Source organism: Paenibacillus solisilvae, assembly GCF_042656405.1.
Taxonomy (GTDB): Bacteria; Bacillota; Bacilli; order Paenibacillales; family Paenibacillaceae; genus Paenibacillus_Z; species Paenibacillus_Z solisilvae.
Genome location: NZ_JBHSOW010000060.1, coordinates 1 through 17,389, shown reverse-complemented (window position 1 = coordinate 17,389; position 17,389 = coordinate 1). Strand labels below are relative to the sequence as shown.

Annotated in this window: 16 protein-coding genes and 2 pseudogenes; 11 read left to right on the top strand and 7 right to left on the bottom strand. The window is 48.4% G+C overall.

Annotation, left to right across the window (positions count from 1 at the left end; genetic code table 11):
• Positions 1-12: 12 nt before the first annotated feature.
• Positions 13-240: a hypothetical protein gene (locus ACFPYJ_RS16235; protein WP_379189220.1), complete on the bottom strand. Its 228-nt coding sequence runs from the start codon at positions 238-240 to the stop codon at positions 13-15.
• 240 nt (positions 241-480) lie between these two features.
• Between ACFPYJ_RS16235 and ACFPYJ_RS16230 the strand changes: the two are divergent.
• From ACFPYJ_RS16230 to ACFPYJ_RS16220, 3 genes and pseudogenes are all read left to right on the top strand, one after another.
• Positions 481-1,667, top strand: a pseudogene (locus ACFPYJ_RS16230) (glycoside hydrolase family 32 protein).
• A gap of 66 nt (positions 1,668-1,733) precedes the next feature.
• A complete protein-coding gene (locus ACFPYJ_RS16225) occupies positions 1,734-2,168 on the top strand; it encodes a glycoside hydrolase family 32 C-terminal domain-containing protein (RefSeq protein WP_379189219.1) in 435 nt (144 codons plus the stop codon).
• 81 nt (positions 2,169-2,249) lie between these two features.
• The gene (locus ACFPYJ_RS16220) at positions 2,250-3,380 is read left to right on the top strand and encodes a glycerate kinase (RefSeq protein ID WP_379189218.1); all 1,131 of its coding nucleotides are present in this window, start codon (positions 2,250-2,252) and stop codon (positions 3,378-3,380) included.
• A gap of 402 nt (positions 3,381-3,782) precedes the next feature.
• On the opposite strand, the gene ACFPYJ_RS16215 is transcribed toward ACFPYJ_RS16220, so the two are convergent.
• The 3 genes from ACFPYJ_RS16215 to ACFPYJ_RS16205 form a co-directional block, all read right to left on the bottom strand.
• On the bottom strand, positions 3,783-4,643 hold the full coding sequence (locus ACFPYJ_RS16215; protein ID WP_379189217.1) for an AraC family transcriptional regulator: 861 nt from the start codon (positions 4,641-4,643) through the stop codon (positions 3,783-3,785).
• 161 nt (positions 4,644-4,804) lie between these two features.
• Positions 4,805-5,230, bottom strand: coding sequence for a cupin domain-containing protein (locus tag ACFPYJ_RS16210; protein WP_379189215.1), 426 nt, complete (start codon positions 5,228-5,230; stop codon positions 4,805-4,807).
• 106 nt (positions 5,231-5,336) lie between these two features.
• Positions 5,337-5,483, bottom strand: coding sequence for a hypothetical protein (locus ACFPYJ_RS16205; protein ID WP_379189214.1), 147 nt, complete (start codon positions 5,481-5,483; stop codon positions 5,337-5,339).
• 153 nt (positions 5,484-5,636) lie between these two features.
• On the opposite strand from ACFPYJ_RS16205, the pseudogene ACFPYJ_RS16200 reads away from it, so the two are divergent.
• Positions 5,637-5,801, top strand: a pseudogene (locus tag ACFPYJ_RS16200) (NAD-dependent dehydratase); the annotation flags it as partial.
• A gap of 109 nt (positions 5,802-5,910) precedes the next feature.
• Here ACFPYJ_RS16200 and ACFPYJ_RS16195 read toward each other — a convergent pair.
• Positions 5,911-6,285, bottom strand: coding sequence for a hypothetical protein (locus ACFPYJ_RS16195; RefSeq protein ID WP_379189212.1), 375 nt, complete (start codon positions 6,283-6,285; stop codon positions 5,911-5,913).
• Positions 6,286-6,509: 224 nt separating this feature from the next.
• Here ACFPYJ_RS16195 and ACFPYJ_RS16190 point away from each other — a divergent pair, with 224 nt between their 5' ends.
• The 7 genes from ACFPYJ_RS16190 to ACFPYJ_RS16160 all read left to right on the top strand — a co-directional run bounded on the left by ACFPYJ_RS16190 (position 6,510) and on the right by ACFPYJ_RS16160 (position 14,386).
• Positions 6,510-7,748, top strand: a complete 1,239-nt coding sequence (locus ACFPYJ_RS16190; RefSeq protein ID WP_379189307.1) for a winged helix-turn-helix domain-containing protein — start codon at positions 6,510-6,512, stop codon at positions 7,746-7,748.
• Positions 7,749-7,890: 142 nt separating this feature from the next.
• A complete protein-coding gene (locus ACFPYJ_RS16185; RefSeq protein ID WP_379189210.1) occupies positions 7,891-8,559 on the top strand; it encodes an MgtC/SapB family protein in 669 nt (222 codons plus the stop codon).
• A gap of 77 nt (positions 8,560-8,636) precedes the next feature.
• The gene (locus ACFPYJ_RS16180) at positions 8,637-9,050 is read left to right on the top strand and encodes a DUF2203 domain-containing protein (RefSeq protein ID WP_379189208.1); all 414 of its coding nucleotides are present in this window, start codon (positions 8,637-8,639) and stop codon (positions 9,048-9,050) included.
• Between the two features lie 121 nt (positions 9,051-9,171).
• The gene (locus ACFPYJ_RS16175) at positions 9,172-9,393 is read left to right on the top strand and encodes a hypothetical protein (protein ID WP_379189206.1); all 222 of its coding nucleotides are present in this window, start codon (positions 9,172-9,174) and stop codon (positions 9,391-9,393) included.
• A gap of 513 nt (positions 9,394-9,906) precedes the next feature.
• Positions 9,907-11,670 carry a ribosomal protection-like ABC-F family protein gene (gene abc-f / locus ACFPYJ_RS16170; protein ID WP_379189205.1) on the top strand — a complete coding sequence of 588 codons (1,764 nt, stop codon included), beginning with the start codon at positions 9,907-9,909 and terminating at the stop codon, positions 11,668-11,670.
• A gap of 510 nt (positions 11,671-12,180) precedes the next feature.
• The gene (locus ACFPYJ_RS16165) at positions 12,181-12,360 is read left to right on the top strand and encodes a hypothetical protein (protein ID WP_379189204.1); all 180 of its coding nucleotides are present in this window, start codon (positions 12,181-12,183) and stop codon (positions 12,358-12,360) included.
• Positions 12,361-13,225: 865 nt separating this feature from the next.
• Positions 13,226-14,386 carry a hypothetical protein gene (locus ACFPYJ_RS16160; RefSeq protein ID WP_379189202.1) on the top strand — a complete coding sequence of 387 codons (1,161 nt, stop codon included), beginning with the start codon at positions 13,226-13,228 and terminating at the stop codon, positions 14,384-14,386.
• 199 nt (positions 14,387-14,585) lie between these two features.
• On the opposite strand, the gene ACFPYJ_RS16155 is transcribed toward ACFPYJ_RS16160, so the two are convergent.
• Together ACFPYJ_RS16155 and ACFPYJ_RS16150 are read right to left on the bottom strand one after the other, a co-directional pair.
• Positions 14,586-15,257, bottom strand: coding sequence for a DUF2642 domain-containing protein (locus ACFPYJ_RS16155; RefSeq protein ID WP_379189200.1), 672 nt, complete (start codon positions 15,255-15,257; stop codon positions 14,586-14,588).
• Positions 15,258-15,380: 123 nt separating this feature from the next.
• A complete protein-coding gene (locus ACFPYJ_RS16150) occupies positions 15,381-16,712 on the bottom strand; it encodes an ArsB/NhaD family transporter (RefSeq protein ID WP_379189199.1) in 1,332 nt (443 codons plus the stop codon).
• Positions 16,713-17,389: the final 677 nt, after the last annotated feature.

Here is a 17,389-nt window from a genome sequence, read left to right as displayed (position 1 = left end):
ACGGCTCCTCTCTTAGCTTTTTTCATCATTCATGTGTCCGGCCGGATCAAGCATGGCAAAAGGCAAAATGATAATCGTTTTTTCTTCATCATAATCAGGCGGTATCAGTATTGCCTTTTTCAATGCGGTTAATAATTGCGGGATATTCTTCAACAACTGCTGCGGTGGCCGCAGGGAGAGACGGAACCCGAACCAGAAACTAGGAGCGTACTCCTCTGTTAGGATGTGGACTCTTTCCATCTGCTCTATATGAATGCATATATTTAAATCAAGAAAAAATCTCGCCCTCCGCTCGCCCTCCGCTCGGATTCGCGGTTAACGGGAAGAACATGCTTGAAGAAGGCATTAAAATCACGCTGAAGCAATAATCGGACAGCAGCAGGCAAGCGTTGTTGTGCCCAAGAGGTCCTGACCGGTCATGTATCCGTGAAGGACCTTTTCGGTACGGCAGCAGTCATCAGGGGAGAGGAGAATGAGGACATGTCCACCTATAAGGAACCCTACCGGCTCCAATATCATCTGTCTCCGCCGGCCGGTAATCTGAGCGATTCGAACGGCATGGTCTATTATAATGGCGAGTATCATCAGTTTTATCAGTATACGGGACGCTGGGGGCATGCGGTCAGCCGTGATCTGCTGCATTGGGAGCATTTGCCGATTGCGCTGGATGGTGACGAGCTCGGGGATATCTGGTCCGGCAGCGCAGTTGTGGACTGGAAGGACAGCAGCGGTTTGTTCGGCGGGGAAGCCGGACTTGTCGCGATATTCACGCATTTCAAGGAAGGCTTGCAGACTCAGAGCATCGCCTACAGCAAGGACAGTGGGCGGGAGTGGGTGAAATATGCCGGCAATCCGGTTATTCCGAACCCGGGCTTGAAGGATTTTCGCGATCCGAAGGTGATTTGGCATGAAGAGACGGGAAAGTGGATCTTGGTGGTATCGGCAGATAAACGGATTCATTTCTACAGCTCGCCGGATCTGATTCATTGGAGGTTCGAGAGCGAATTCGGCGGCAATCAGGGATCTCATGCTGCGGTGTGGGAGTGTCCGGATTTGTTCCCGCTGCCGGTGGACGGGGAGCTGAACAAGCTGAAATGGGTGCTGCATGTCAGCATCGGCGACAATGAGGAGACGGACGGCTCGACTGCCAATATTTTGTCGGTGAGTTCGATGGACGGACTTTCGTCAATGATTTGCCGGGCGATCAGGTGCGGTGGACGGATTATGGACAAGACTTCTATGCGGCGGTCTCCTATTCGGATATATTAGAAGATGATGGACGGCGCATCTGGCTGGGCTGGATGTCCAATTGGAAATACCCGTTCAATGCGCCGACTGAAGCCTGGAAGGGAGCGATGTCAATCCCGAGATCCCTCGCGCTGCACATGGAAGAAGGAGAGCTGAGACTGATTCAGCAGCCGGTCCAGGAGCTCAGGCTTATGCGGGAAGCGCCTTTTGAGCTGGATGCCGTGATCGTCAACGCTGAAACGCTCGTGCTTGATTATGAAGGTGAACATTATGAATTCGAAGCGGTCATGAAGTGGCAGGATGCCCGGGAATTTGGCTTTCGTTTGCGGACCTCAGGGTCGGAGGCGACTCGGGTACTCTCCCGCGGGCAATCTGCTGTTCCTGGACCGGACACAGTCAGGCTTCTCGGATATCGATGACCGCTCCGATGGAGCCTCAGCGGAGCTGACTGCACTCCGGGCAAGCTCCATTCCTTGGAGCGGCAGGTGATTGAACGGGATGCTGCCTTGCCGGTTCCAGCCCTTCAATCGGATGCGCTCGAGATTATCGCGGTCTTTGAAGTCAGCCAATCTGGCGAAGAAGAGTTCGGCCTGCTGCTGCGCTGCTCGGCTGATGACAGCGAGTATACGGAAATTTCTTACCGCGCTGACCGCAGCCGGCTTATCATGGACCGTAATCAAGCGGGGCAAGGTGACGGCGGGATCAGCGAGGTTACGATTGAGCCGATGGAAGGCGGCAGGATGAAGCTGCACCTGTTCCTGGACCGTACCTCAGTTGAATTATTCGTCAATGAGGGCCGAAAAACGATAACGAACCGGATTTACCCGGATCCAGGCAGTCTTGGCTTCAAGCTGTTTGCAAGGAATGGAAAAGCAATCCTTCATTCATTCGATGCCTGGGAGCTTAAGTCGATCTGGTAAATGGTCTGATTCATACCCTGTATGCAAATGAAACGGTCAAGCGTTTTGCGCTTTATCGAAACAGGAAGGAAGATTTACACAATGAGATTCTTGATTGCTCCGGATTCGTTCAAAGAAAGCATGGCAGCTGCCGATGCAGCCAGTGCCATTCAATCGGCCGTCTTAAGCGTTATTCCCGAAGCGATAACCGATCTGCTTCCTGTCGGAGACGGGGGGGAAGGAACCTTGGAAGCGCTCGTCCATGCGACGGGAGGTACCCGCCACTACCTTACCGTTACGGGTCCGCTCGGTGAACCCGTTGAAGCTTGCTTCGGCATGCTGGGTGATGGAGTAACGGCAGTTGTTGAGATGGCGCAGGCCAGCGGTCTGCAGCTTGTCGCTCCCAGGCAGCGCAATCCGCTGAAGACAACCACATATGGTACGGGGGAACTGATTCTGGCAGCCCTTGACTATCCGCTGGAGCGGCTGATTGTCATGATTGGCGGAAGTGCTACGAATGACGGAGGAGCAGGCATGCTCCAGGCACTCGGCGCTTCTTTGTCTGATTCGCAGGGACAAGCAATCGGATACGGAGGCGGCGCATTACGCGACCTGAAGAAAGCAGATTTCAGCAGCTTGGATTCACGTCTGTCTGCACTATCGATTCGTGTAGCTTGTGATGTGAATAATCCGCTGCTCGGCGAGCGGGGCGCAAGTCATGTATTCGGCCCTCAAAAAGGGGCAACAGCGGATAGGATAGAGCTGCTCGAAGCTGGTATGCGCCACTATTCTGAGGTGCTGAGCGAGTCAACAGGACAGTCAATCGATGTTCCCGGCGCCGGCGCTGCGGGCGGCCTTGGCGGGGCGCTTCTGCTGTGCGGAGGAACATTAATGTCCGGAATCGATATTGTTCTGGATACTCTCGGCTTTGATGATAAGCTGGCAGCTGCGGATTATGTCATAACCGGTGAAGGCAGAATTGACGATCAGACACCTGACGGTAAAGTCATCGCAGGCATTGCCCGGAGGGCGGGTGCGGCGGGAGTTCCTGTGCTGGCATTTGCGGGCTCCGTCAAGCCTGGCTATGAGGACTTGTATGCATTAGCCAAGCTGTCCGTTCACAGCATCACCCCTTATCCCTGTACGCTCGAGGAAGCGCTGCGTTCAGGCAAATCCAACCTGATGCATGCAGCTCAGAACATCATTCGATTATTACAGTTTACAAAACCGTGATAGGCTGGATTAGGACCTCCTCGTGGAGGAGATGACTTCCTGGCTATGTTCGTAAACAGGTGTTCCACCTCCAGTACAGGTGGATCAAGAACGTTTAGTGCTGTTAACTTTCGAGGGATCATGGAAATTTACAGCTCTGAACGATATGGACAGCGTTAGATGCTTCCAGCCAAAAGAAGAGTTTAAAGCTCAGTATAATGAGGCCAGCGTGCGGTGTGCGCTGGTCTTTTTGTGCTGATTTTAACGAACTTAAAGGCGTTAATAATTAACGATGCCTGCTGGAGCAATGCTCTGCAGCAGCTGGCAAAATGATCATAAGGAGTTTTTGTCGAGCGATTGAAAGGAATGGAACAGGGAGGTGAAATAAACCGGCTGCTTCGGGCAGCCGGCTTATTCATTTTGCTATTTCTTCATGATCGGCACCCATACTTCACAGCGATAGTCCTCCGCGGCCGTGTCGCCGGGCGGATAGATTTCAAGATCCGGTCCGTTGGAATGCTCATACCCTGTAGCGGGAAACCATTCTTGGAATATTCGCTGCCATACGTTCTGTATCGCTCCTGGCATCGGACCAATAGATGGAAATACCGCCCAAGTCGAAGCAGGGATGTTCGTTAAGCCAAATCCATCACCCGATGATTCAGAATGAGCCTTAACGGCAATTAAGTAAGTGAATTGTTCCTTGCTGTGATCCATTTCCAGGCAAATACCAAGAATATCCTCGTCTCCGCCTATTGCCGCCAGCTTCTGAATCGTGCCGTCTGCGTGACTTTGATTCCAGAACGCAGGGATTTGGCGGTGGTTCTCTCCCTCCTTGGTACTTACCTGAATCGATTTGCCGGCAACTGTGAACGCATCCTTCTCCACAATTTTATAATCCATATCTTGATCTCCCTTCAGTGAAAGCTGGAAGGAGATGCGGGGAAAGGCTTTCAGGCTAACTTCTGGATTACGCGCCTCTGATGGCGTCACGCCATGGATTTTCCGAAACGCCTTCGTGAAGGATTCGGGCGAGTCATAGCCGTATTTGAGCGCAACATCCACGACTCTAAGGCTCGTCATGGCCAGCTCTTGAGCAGCCAAGGTCAGCTTGCGTTTACGGTTATACTCGGCCACTGTCATTCCGGTCAGCATATGAAACATCCGTTGAAAATGAAATGGGGAGGAATAAGCCGCTTTTGCGATCTCGCCTATATCCAGCTGTTCTTCCATCTTCGTCTCCATGAGGTCCAGAGCATTCTTCATTCGAATGAACCAATCCACACCGCATCACCTCCCTTTGTTATCATCTTATCATCGACCTAGCAGGTTATCCTGTCATTGCGTGCTGTTTGTGAACAGGCCTCGATCTTCCTGCATACAAAGAATAAGCCGTTAGCAGCAGCCCGGTGAACCGAGCCATTCTAACGGCCGATAGGGGGTGGCTAGTCCAGCAATTGAGCTCCATATCGTTCAAAAAGCAGTTTCAGCGATTCCGGATCACGCTGTTCCATAGCATGAATGGCGTCAATTAATGCCCGAATTTGAGCAGTCATTATGATCAGATAACGAGCCTCGTCGGCTCTTGGGTTCCAGTAGGTATGCGGGGTTCCCCGGGGTGCAGTGAGGGCATCTCCTGCGGAAGCCTCGATTTGTTCATCCCCAATCTGGAATCCTAAGGTGCCTTCAAGGATATACCAGGCTTCGTCATCATCATGATGAAGATGCAGCGGGGCGATGAATTCCGCCTGTTCACCAGTTGGACAGCCTGGGGCAGTCCATTCCGCAATGACAAGAGCAGCACCCTGCGGGGCGAGAATATGCCCTGCACGAAGATTAGCTGCGAAATCAAATTCAGGATAGCTAGTCAAGCGCTCCACCTCTTTTTCGAATTGTTTGTTGAAGAGACGGTTGTTCGGTTGTTCCTTGATTGAGGTCACTATGAATTTGTAGGCCTTTGGCATAGAGCTGCTTTAACTATTGATCCGTATTAAGCAGTCCCATCCCTGAACGTCTTTGTGACTGGCTGCCGCCATCCAACAGCTGTTCAAGTTTCTGCTCTTCGATCCCTTGCCCCGTTAGGGAAGAGCTGCTGGTTATGAGAAGGGCTTTTCTTATTGTCATTATAGATGTATTCATTCGATAAAAACTGCATTTTCCCTCTGGGAATTGAAAAATGTTCTAGTTTTCTGCAGGGCGGTTGACTCTGGAGATACATTGAATCGTTCAATTGAAGCGGCTCGAAAAGCCTTTGGCCTTGAAGCCCACCCTTATAAGGATTTGTCCTCTTGGGGCTTCGGTGATTTCGTATTCTCATGGGAATACGATATGTTCGCTGACGGATCCAAAGCCCGCAGATTCGGCTTTCACGAATATGTGGACACAGAGGCAATGTTCTTCAGCATCTTCGATGATTTCCGCAGACGCAAGGTTATTCCGTAATTGTTGCGGCATCTTACTAATCCCAATTTCGGATAAATAAATAAGGCAGTGAGGCATCTATTGAAATAGATCGCTCACTGCCTTATTTGGTTCTGGACCGGCTTTCCTGCTAGACCAAAGCGCCAGCTTCGCGCACAACCTGCAGCGCTTCTTCGTGATCCGATTCCTCTACGACGACGGTTAATAAAATGTCGCGGCCGGTTACCCGGTTTTCCGGTCCTCCGGAGCTCATTCCGCTCGCACTGACGCTGGCCGCAGCCAAGATGGCGGCGTCTTCATCTGAGAAATCACCGCCCAGCGTTAAATAACCTAATCCCGGGAAATCACCCGTTACCGGATTGTCGATGTGGTCGCTGCCTTCTCCTGGATACCCGTCGAACCGGTCAATGGAGCTCTCGACGATACGAAGTGATTTTAATCGCGTTAAAGCCTCTTCCGCTTGATCGGGACTGTTGAAATAGGCGAGGATGCTTTTTTCCGTCATCTTCTCTGCTCCCTTCGTGTATGATCCGCTGCGTTATCCGTCCATGGATTTAACAAAAAATGTACTCCGAACAATTATTTGTCCGTTTAGAGTGATTTATGCACGAGGTTTTCCAGAGGCTCCCTTCCATCCTCCTTATGGCGGTATCAGGTGATTCCATGATTCTTTTTTATTATAATAAGCTTATTGAAGTCATTTCCGGGAATGGAGTGAGTTTCCACTTGATGGCTGCACGAATGGTGACCAATGAGCAAGCAAAGAATTTTCTATTAGCCCATCATGGGCTGTTAACGGCGAATAGGTTCGAAGGGAAAGCCGGGATACTGGCTTATGTGGAGCGTGTGGGCTGTCTGCAGTTTGATCCGTTGAACGTGGTCGGATACAACCAAGAGCTGGTGCTGCAGTCCCGTATTCCGGGCTTTCGTTCCGAAATGCTGAATGAGCTGCTTTATACGGACCGGGTGCTGGTAGACGGTTGGGATAAGAATATGTCGATCTACCGGCGGGAGGATTGGCCCTATTTCACCCGGTTAAGACGGGCAGCCGCCGCGAGACTGGAAGCGATGCCGCATGTCAATGAAATCGTGCCGCAGGTTATAGAGACGCTCTCGGCAGGCGGCCCTCTTTCTTCGGGCGGCTTGGACTATAATCAGGTCGTCGATTGGTCTTGGGCGCCGACTCGATTATCACGGGCGGTGCTGGAGAGTCTTTACTTCACAGGTGATTTAATCGTTCATCATAAGGATCGGACCCGCAAGGTTTACGATCTCTCCAACCGGCATTTGCCGGCAGAGCTGCTGCTGGCGGCGGATCCCAATTTGGCGGAGGAAGCTTACTGGGAGTGGTATGTGCTGCGGCGTATGGGAGGGATTGGTTTTCTTTGGAATATGTCGGGTGATGCGTGGCTTGGAATTTCCGGAATGAAGAGCAAAGAGAGAACCCATGCCATTGCGCAGCTGCAGGATAAGGGCAAGATCGTCCCGCTCCAAGTGGAAGGCATTCAGAAGCAGCTGTATATGAGAGCAGCAGATCTCCCTCTCCTTACGAAGGTCCTCCGTGAGGATTACTCGTATCCCTCAAGAGCCTTCATACTAGCGCCCCTGGACAATTTAATTTGGGATCGCCGGTTGATTAAAGAGCTGTTTGATTTTGATTACCGGTGGGAAGTTTACAAGCCTTTACAGGAGCGTCAATACGGTTATTATGTGCTGCCGGTCATGTGCGGAAACCGGTTTGCCGCCAGATTTGAGCCCGGGCTCGATAAGAAGAAGAAGGAGCTTGTAATCAAAAACTGGTGGTGGGAGCCCGGCATCACAGTGTCAGCACAGATGGTGGAGCGGTTAAGCGAAGGCTTCCGTCAATTCATGGACTTTCTGGGTGTGAAGTCAGTCCGCTTAGAAGCGGTATTTAGCCCTGAACAGCAGGAGGATCTGACTTGGCTTGCTGCATTATCAAGCGAATGAACGGGTGGCAGCAAGGTGGAACCAGGGAGGCTGCGGAGAGGGAACTCCGAAGGAGTCTTGTTTTCGCACTCCTTCAGTTATAAGTGGAGAAGACAGGGTAATAGTAATACAATTATGGATGACTTGCTGAAAGGGTGGTAACGTGGAATATGAATATTTGCTCAGGGTCATTGCAGCCGGAATTTTAGGCGCTCTTATTGGGTATGAACGGAAGAATCGGATGAAGGAAGCGGGGATTCGGACTCATTTTATCGTAGCTGTGGGAGCTTCTCTGATGATGGTGATTTCCAAATACGGCTTTCAGGATATTACCGCGTGGAACAGCATCGCTCTTGATCCTTCACGTATAGCTGCGCAGGTCGTCAGCGGGGTTGGATTCTTGGGTGCGGGTATGATTTTTCTGCAAAAGCAAACCATTAAGGGATTAACAACGGCTGCCGGCATATGGGCTACAGCCGGAGTGGGGATGGCGATCGGCTCAGGACTGTATGTCGTGGGCGGAGGGGTCGCCCTGATTATCTTGATCGGGCAGATTATGCTGCATAGACGGTACAGCTGGCTTGTTTCACCGAAGACCGAGCAGCTGATTATTCATTTGGCGAATGAACCGGGCGGGATCGATGAAGTGCGGCAGCTGTTGAAGGAAAAACGAATTATGATCGTCAGCTTTCAGGCGGAAACGAACCTCAGCGACGGGGGCGAGATTACGTTGGAGATGAGCGTAAGACCGCCCAGTGACTATGATATTGGGGATTTATTGCCGCTTATTAACCAGTGCACGCATATTCGAGCTGTTGAATTTAATAAATAAACGGGAGCGGCTGCAAGCATCGGATTGGAAATTAAGGCCGCTCTTTAGTACACTTTGGATTAAGGAGTGGATGAGACGTGGAACATAAATTATTTACGCTTAGCGAAGCCAACGAGCTGCTTCCGCAGCTGAGGGAGGACCTGCAGACTTTGCGGGGCTTGGCTCAAGAGATGGAAGACCAGTATATCGAGCTGCAGAAGAATAAAGAGAAATACGAGCATACGCCTGCCCGCCCGGATGCTTCCCATGATCCGTTCTTTGAGGCTGAGGGGCGAATTGAATTCATGCGCCTCGAAGCGGATCTCTTAATCGAGAATTTTAACCGGAAAGGCGTCCTGCTGAAGATGATCACGCCAGGGTTAATTGATTTTCCGGCTATCGTTGAGGGGAAAGAAGTGCTCATCTGCTGGAAAGAAGGGGAAGAGCGAATTACGCACTACCACGGCTGGCATGATGGATTTAATGGACGCAAGCCGCTGCCGGAAGCATAGCATCTTCCAAACCCGGTTAGGGCGGCGCTCCAATTGAAGCAGTCGAAGTCCTTGATCCCGGATATTTTGGACATGCCAGCGATGTGCGGGAAGGAAAGTAACAACGGCGAGCCAAGAAGTTGTGAATCGTTCCTCCCGGCTTATGGAAGTGCCGGATAATGATTTTGGTGGGGCTGCGGCTATTTGCTTCGGCATTGATCCCCGGCAGGTCATACATATGGAAGAGGCATCGAAGGTTCAGAACCGCCTTGCTGTGATCCGGGCCCCGAGGACTTTATCTAAAGCAGCGATATCCGGCCGTGAATACATCGTAATGCGGTTCGCTCAACCGGAGCTGCTTTAGTAACAAGAATGAAAATGGAACGTTTACATTATCATATCCCATGCTATAATAGGGGTAATTGTGAATTTCTAGGAGGTATCTAATTTAGACATCATGTGGATCTAATTCCCGAGTCATTTATCGTAATTCGATAGGACGACGAGTGATGCTCTGCCTGTGCAGCGGAGCGGGAATAGGGAAACTGTGTCTAAAAGGGGAGACTCCTTTATCGTTGTGCTGGCAGGTGTAATCTGCCTCTGCTCAGCGATTGACCATCACCTCACTGCCGTTTGGCATGGTTAGAGGTTAATGGTACATTTCCTATTTCCGCATATCCACTGCCGCAGGTGAAGCCTGCGGTCTTTTTTGTATCTATAGCAAGCTTCAACTTCGTATACCTTTGCTGTAGATCGCTGGAATGAGACTTGCACTTGTTCCGCCGCATACGACGGCTTTAGCTGTTTAACCCTTGTGTCCTCGAATGTCAGCGCCCCTTCTTGCAGGTTCTATACTAAACGCAAAGTGGTGATTTCTATGACATTAATAAGCTGTCGAGGCATTCAACAAAGCTTTGGAGAGCTGTCGGTTCTCCGGCAGATAAATGTAGATATTGCGGACCAGGAACGAATCGGGTTAGTCGGTATGAATGGAAGCGGCAAAACAACGTTGGCCAATATCATTATGGGCAGTCTGAAGCCGGATGGGGGCACGGTTCTCCGTCACAGCAAACAGCTGCGTATCGGTTACCTGCTGCAATCGACCTCTTACACCCAGCATACCTTTCACAGCATGGTGGAAACAGACGATTCTTCAAGGGATGGAGAACGGTTTCTGGAGTTCTCCAGCCATCTGGGATTGAAAAAGGTCCAGGAGTGGAGCGCCGATCGGATAGCCGGTTTAAGCGGAGGTGAGAAAACGAAGCTGGCCATCGCCCATATTTGCGCTTCCAAGCCTGATCTTCTCATCTTGGATGAACCGACCAATCACCTGGATTTTCAAGGGGTGGAGTGGCTCATCCATGAACTGAAAACCTATGATGCAGCTATGCTCATCATCTCGCATGATCGTTATTTTCTTGATCACACGGTGGAGCGCATTGTGGAGCTCGAGGATGGAAACTCCTATGATTATCCGGGCCATTATACTTGGTATCGGGAGGAGAAAGCCCGGAGGTTTCAGAGTCAGCTGCACCAATATGAGGAGCAGAAGAAATACGAGCAGAAGATTGAGATGGAAATCAATCGATTGAAGAACTGGTCGTCCAAGGCGCACCGAGAGGCCGGCAAGGTCGGTAAAATGGCTGAAATGCGCGCCGGAGTCAAAGAGTTCTACCGGAGTAAAGCCAAAAAAATGGATCAGCAGGTAAAGTCACGCATCAAACGGCTCGAGAAGATCGAAATCGAAGGGGTAAAGAAGCCTAAAGAAGAAGCCAAGGTGCAGTTTGATTGGAGAAGCCCGGATAAACGGGGCAGACGGATCGTGGAAGCGGATCGGATAACGAAATCATTCGGAGAAAAGCTGCTGTTTCGTGACAGCTCCTTCTATATCCAGCGCGGGGAGAAAATAGGGCTCCTCGGGCCTAATGGCTGCGGTAAAACAACTCTCATTCGGATGATTATGAACAAAGAGACAGCTGACGCGGGACAAATATGGGTCAGTCCCACTGCCAGAATTGCTTATCTAACTCAAGATGTGATGGATTTAGAACCGGAACGAACGGTATTGGAGCTGCTGGCAAAGACGCATGACGTTCGTGCTGACGCCGGCAGAGCCCGCACGCTGCTTGCGAATATGGGATTCGAAGAGGAGATGCTGAAGAAACCGATCAAGAATTTGAGCTTGGGCGAGCGGACGAGGATCAAGCTCTCTGGGCTTATCATGCAGGAGCAGGATCTTCTAATTCTCGATGAGCCGACGAATCATTTGGATTTGACGAGCAGAGAGCAGCTGGAGGAAACGTTAGCTTCATACGGCGGGACGCTGCTCGTCGTCTCTCACGACAGATATTTCCTGGAGAAGACCTGTGAGAAGCTGCTTATCTTCGCTGAGGGGAAGATAAGCAAGTTCGAGAGCGGCTTCCAGGCTTACATGGAGAAACTGGAGCAGGAGAAGAGCGCACCGAGCAGCGGTAAGGCACAATTGCAGGAGCAGAGAATGATTATCGAGAATCGGCTAGCTTTTGTGATAGGGGAGCTAAGCCGGTATATGCCGGGTGACCCGCAGTACGAAGCTCTGGATTTGGAGTTTAAGGAGCTGATGCTGGAGAAGAAGAAACTGGTTGAGCGTAAGCTGACCTAGGATTGCCGCTGCGCTTCTAAAAGAGATAACATCAACAGCGGGCAACACCGGGCAACACCGGGCAACAGCGGGCAACAGCGGGCAACAAGGATTTCCCTAAAGGAATTGAGCTTCGCTTCGGTTGTTGGCAGTTTTCACCTGATTGATTCATTGGAATAATAGCTTCACGAAAAAATGGCTGCACGGGGTGTAAACCCTGCGCAGCCATTTAATTTGCGTGTCTCTTCTCCATGCAATAAGCTATTCCATCCTTTCTAAACAAAGGCTATACTGGATTTCATACTGTATAGAGAGCCATATTTGACCAATCTCGCTGCTATACTGTATTTCATACAGTTAAATTTCCACAAAGAGCGCTTTTGAGCACATTCGAGCAACATTCTGGATTTTTAAGTGTAAATATCCAGTATAGTGTACATAAAGCACAAAAAAGCCTCAAATAGCTGCATATATGCAGTATAGAGGCTGATGCGAGATGACGCGACTAGACTAATTAGTAGACATGCTGTAATGGAAGATGCTGGTTCTGGTGCTGTGATGGTGCTGCTGGTGTTGGATGTAGATACTGGTGATGCTGATGTTGGTGTTGATGATGTTCAAGGTGTTGATGTTGAAATGATACTGATGCTGGTGTTGGATTTAGATACTGGTGCTGCTGATGTTAGTGTTGGTGTGCTGATGTTGAAGTAGGTGTTGATGATGTTCAAGGTGTTGATGTTGAAATGATACTGATACTGATGCTGGTGTTGGATGTAGATACTGGTGCTGTTGATGTTGGTGTGCTGATGTTGATGTTGATGTTGATGTTGATGTGCTGATGTTGATGTTGGTATGCTGATGTTGATGTTGGTGTGCTGATGTTGATGTTGGTGTGCTGATGTTGATGTTGGTGTGCTGATGTTGATGTTGATGTGCTGATGTTGATGCTGATGTTGATGTAGGTGTTGATGATGTTCATGGTGTTGATGTTGAAATGATACTGATGCTGATGTTGGTGTTGTGTTGGATGTTGGTACTGATGAGGTTGATAGTGACGTTGATCTGGTACTAATGTTGGTGTCGGTGTTGGTACTGATGATATTGATGTAGATGCTAATGATGCTAAATGTTGGATACAGGTACTTATGATGATGATATTGATGTAGATGCTGATGATGTTAAATGTTGGATACAGGTACTTATGATGATATTGATGTAGATGCTGATGTTGGTGTGCTGCTGATGCTGGTGCTGGATGCTGCTGATGCTGGTGCTGGATGCTGCTGATGCTGGTGCTGGATGCTGATGATGCTAGTGTTGGTGTTGATGATGGAAATGGTACCTTATGATTTTGACGTTGATCTGGTACTGATGCTGGATACTGGTACTGTTAATGTTAGTGTTAGTGTTGTTTAATACTGCTGCTGTTAACGGTTCTGTTTCTTCTGCCAATGATGAGGGATCCTCATGTCATCAACTTAAGCAAGCTATATTCCTTATTCGTGAAACTTGTCCGACCTTGCTGCGTCTAATTTAGAAATGGAATAAAGTTGCAAATGTGCTAGGAGGAATAATTGTGATTGGTGTTGCAATTCAGTTGAAACGAATCTCTATCAGCCTTTTATTGTTCGTCTGCATCATTATTAGTTCCATGCCTGCTGCGGCACAGGCGGAAGACCCGTCTTCTGGACCGCATTTCTCTGATGAAATCATATGGAACCCTTACTCCATTCATGCACTTCCCGATCATCGGAGAGCTCTTATTGTAGATAGCGGTTCTGGCGGCAAACCAAAAACATCTCTTAACATGCTAGATTTGGTTCATAATGTGCTGCTATGGCAGATTACGACAGAGGAGATACAAGATCTGCATCTCTTGAGTCACCCGGATAAAATCGTTCTCATAACGGCTGTGAATGGGAAGCTGCATAAAGAAGTGTATAATTTTGATGGCAAACTCTTATCTAGGGACGTGTTTAACAACAAACTGACCGTTCCGGAGTCAGATAACGAATATGCGAAAACCGTACAATGGATACCTCCTCAAGGAAAAATGCAGGAGCGCATCGCTCTCATGAATCAAGAGAATTTCCGTTTATTTCAATTCCCGTGGGATAAAGCTTTTCTTGCTGAAGAAGTGAAAATTAAGCCGAATTCCCTATACGAATATATTAACGTGAGGGATTGGAGCTGGGAGAATCCTTCCCATTTAATCGTAAAATACAGCGGCAGCTATATCATGGGATCCGATTATTTTATTAAAGTATATAATCTGGACACGAAGACGGTGTATAAGAAGTTTTATTCCACCACTCCATTTGCAATGAATGTTACCGGTAATCGAGTGTATATTGCTATGTCGCATAACAACGGTACACACCCTGCTAACATTAATTGGCCGAACTACAGCAAGCCGCAAGTCTTTCTTTATGCTTACGAGTTAAATACCGGTAAAGATATATACCAGCTTAAACAGAAATTCACCTCTCTGCCGGAGGACCAACAATCAGGTTGGTCCACGCAGAGAAAGGATGCGGTCACCTTTAATTATGACATCGGCAGCACAGAGTGGAACCTCTATGATGATGCAGGCAGAGCCTTGCTGCCCATTCAAAAAGGCTTTCAGCCGTATGCGAACTTCGTAGCGTATGATCAAGCGGAGCAAAACGTTTATTTTATCGTTAGGGACAATGATTCACAGGATTATTATTTAACTGCCTTAAAGGTAGAAGGGTAAGTTGGACATAGAACCCAGTTTCCATCCCGGCTATGATTTAAGGACAAATATCCCGCGCTTTTTTAATTCCATTCACATAGACTATGATGTGCATGACTCTCTTTGTTGGACCTTCTTCTTGGAGGTCTTTTTTTTTGAGAAAAACGAAGGTCAGCCCTAACGGTATCCTAGCGTTCATAGCTGTCATCTTTCGCATTTGTTACTTTGAGGGAGTATACATCGTTTTTAAATGTTCGATATTCAATAGGTTGCTGTTCCCGTCTGCATCCAGGAAATCCATGATTCCGCTGCTTACCCTTTTGATGAGTCCTATTTTCTCGTGCTGCTCCCCAAGATCAAGAACAACCATTTTTCCTTCTTCTTTTTTGCACTGGGTCTCGAATGTTTTGGATAATGCGAGAGAAGCGTGCTGTGCAGGCAAAGGATCGGCGGACAGTGAATAAGGAACATAGGAAGGCGGATAGGGAATGAGCCATTTCATGTGACGCAGGGATACATAGATGGACTTATAGACGGGTGAGTGAATGACAATGTAATCCGTCATGATCCCGATTAAATAACCGCGGAGGGGCTTGTTCCCGCTCACTTGGATTTCAACGAATATGCCTTTCGCTTCACGAAGCATTCTGGGAACCGATATTTGTTCGATTTGAGGCTGCACCAGCAGGTCGTCGGTTTGGCCGATATCCTCGTCTGACAGGAGATCTGCCTTTAAGTTGTGCACGTGGGCGATCGGAATATACAAGAAACGCTGCTGGTGGACAAGTACGAGTATGTCCGGTCCAATATCGATTAATTTACCCGGCAGCGGCCGTTTCCCCGATACCTCTACCATAATTCTCTTACCAATAAAAGGTTGAAATTCGTTCAATCTGATTCCTCCTAAAGTTTTTTGCGCAAACCTCTCGCTTTGGGAGCATACGCTTCGTTTTTTGCGCAAACTGCTCGTCGGCTTCCCTGAGAGCAAACACTCGCATCGGAAGCATAAGCTTCATTAAAATAACCAAGAGACCCAATAAGTGAGAATAACCAAGGTGAATATAACGGTGACCGGAATGACGATGGCGGTAACCTTCAAATATTGACCCCAGCTGATTTTCACACCGCCCTTCCTGACAATATGCATCCACATGATCGTAGCCAGAGTGCCGATCGGCAGCAGGAGCGAGCCGACGTCGCTGCCAATGACGCTCGCCAAATAGGAGATTTTCAGCGTTAAGGGATCGAGTCCCATATTGGTCAGCGTTATTGTTCCGACCATCAATGCAGGATGGTTATTGAATAAATTGGACAAAACGCTTAACAGGATGCCCATCAGGACGCTAGCGTCCAGCAGGCTGCCGGACATTACAGGCTGGAGGAGATGGATCAGCTTCTCGGTCAGTCCGATGTTGTTCAAGCCATAGATAATCACGTACATGCTGAAGGCAAAAATGAGGATGTACCAAGGCGTTTTCTTCAACATGTCGGCAGGGGAAATTTTCAAATAGATCCAGCGCCATCCCAGCAGGAACAAGGATCCGATGACGGCCATTAAAGAAACCGGGAAGTGGATGAAGGATGCGGCAAACAGGCTGACGCGGACGCAGAAGACGAAAATCAATATATTTCGCATAAACTTGCTGCGATTCTCCTGCGGGGAAACATCTTTCAGCGGATGATTCCCAGGGGTTATATTCCATTGACCGGCGTTAGGCAATTTCTTGGGGAGTGCACGATAGAAGACTGCAAATAAGAGAAACGTGAGCAGGATGAGCCCGAGTGATGCGGGAACGAACATCATAGCCGTGTGCATGTAAAGATCCATATGAACGATTTTGAGTGCAATCAGGTTGACGATGTTACTTACGCCGATGGGTGCGCTGGAGGCTGTTGCGACCAAGGCTCCGGAGAGCAGATAAGGTATTTTTTGATGGGTTTTAAGCCCCATTTTTTTCAGCAAAAGCAATAGAATCGGAGTTGTAATCAAAATGCTGCCATCATTGTTGACAAAGAGTGTCATGAGGAAGCAAAACAGATTGGTTAACCAGAAAAGGCGAATGCCTGACCCTCTTGCCTTTCTTGTGAGCACCTCGGCTGACCAATTAAAAAATCCAAAGCTCTCTAAAACGATTGCCATAACTATAGTTGCAATAATCGTTATGGCGGCACCGCTTATCGTTTCTGTTATTTTCCATAGATCGGTCAATGTTACGCTGCCGCTTAGAAGAACAAAGAAAGCACCTATGGTCGCCGGTATAGCTTCATTGACATTAGGTCGCCAGTAGATGAAGCCGACAGTCAAAATGAAGGAGCAAATTGTAATAATGACCATTAAGTCGTGCATGATTTAGCCTCTTTTCAAGGATTGATGTTCATTTTCTCTAGGAATCTGCTCTCCTTTACATACTGGGATGATGCTTTGATCGCTAGATCAATTTCATAGATGAGCCTCCTTTTGTATGCTGTTATAAGCAGTTATGTACTGTATATATACGTACAAGACATATAGCTCGCACTGGTCATTATCCCTAACTCTATGAAAACCATCTCCTATCAATTGATGATAGATATCTCTTAATGATACTTGTCAGTAATAGATGGCTGCCTAATGGAGTTCGTAACACAAGAGATTTAATCCTTACTTCTTACTGCAAAAAAACCTTAAAACCACCACTGAAAAAGTGGAGCTTAAGATTCTTTATGTTCGTTAAGATAGGAGGATTAAAGCGGGGTTGAAAAGTCAGAAGGTGGTTATGGGGCAGCCCCCTAACCTTTAAATGGGGACTTAGGGATGCGCAGCAGCGAGGTATTACTTCAGCTGTGGAAAATTGTATCGTCAACGGCATCTATACGGGATAATTGCAGGTATTTGGGGCTTTTTTTGATTCAAGCGGGCGCTATACTGGAAATTTGCAGCTAAAAAACCGCAGGAAGAGCTAAAGGGCTTATTGGAAGCTCAATTTGCAGTTAGACTATTTAGTAGACACGCCTTAATGGAAGACCTGTATACTTAAAAATAAA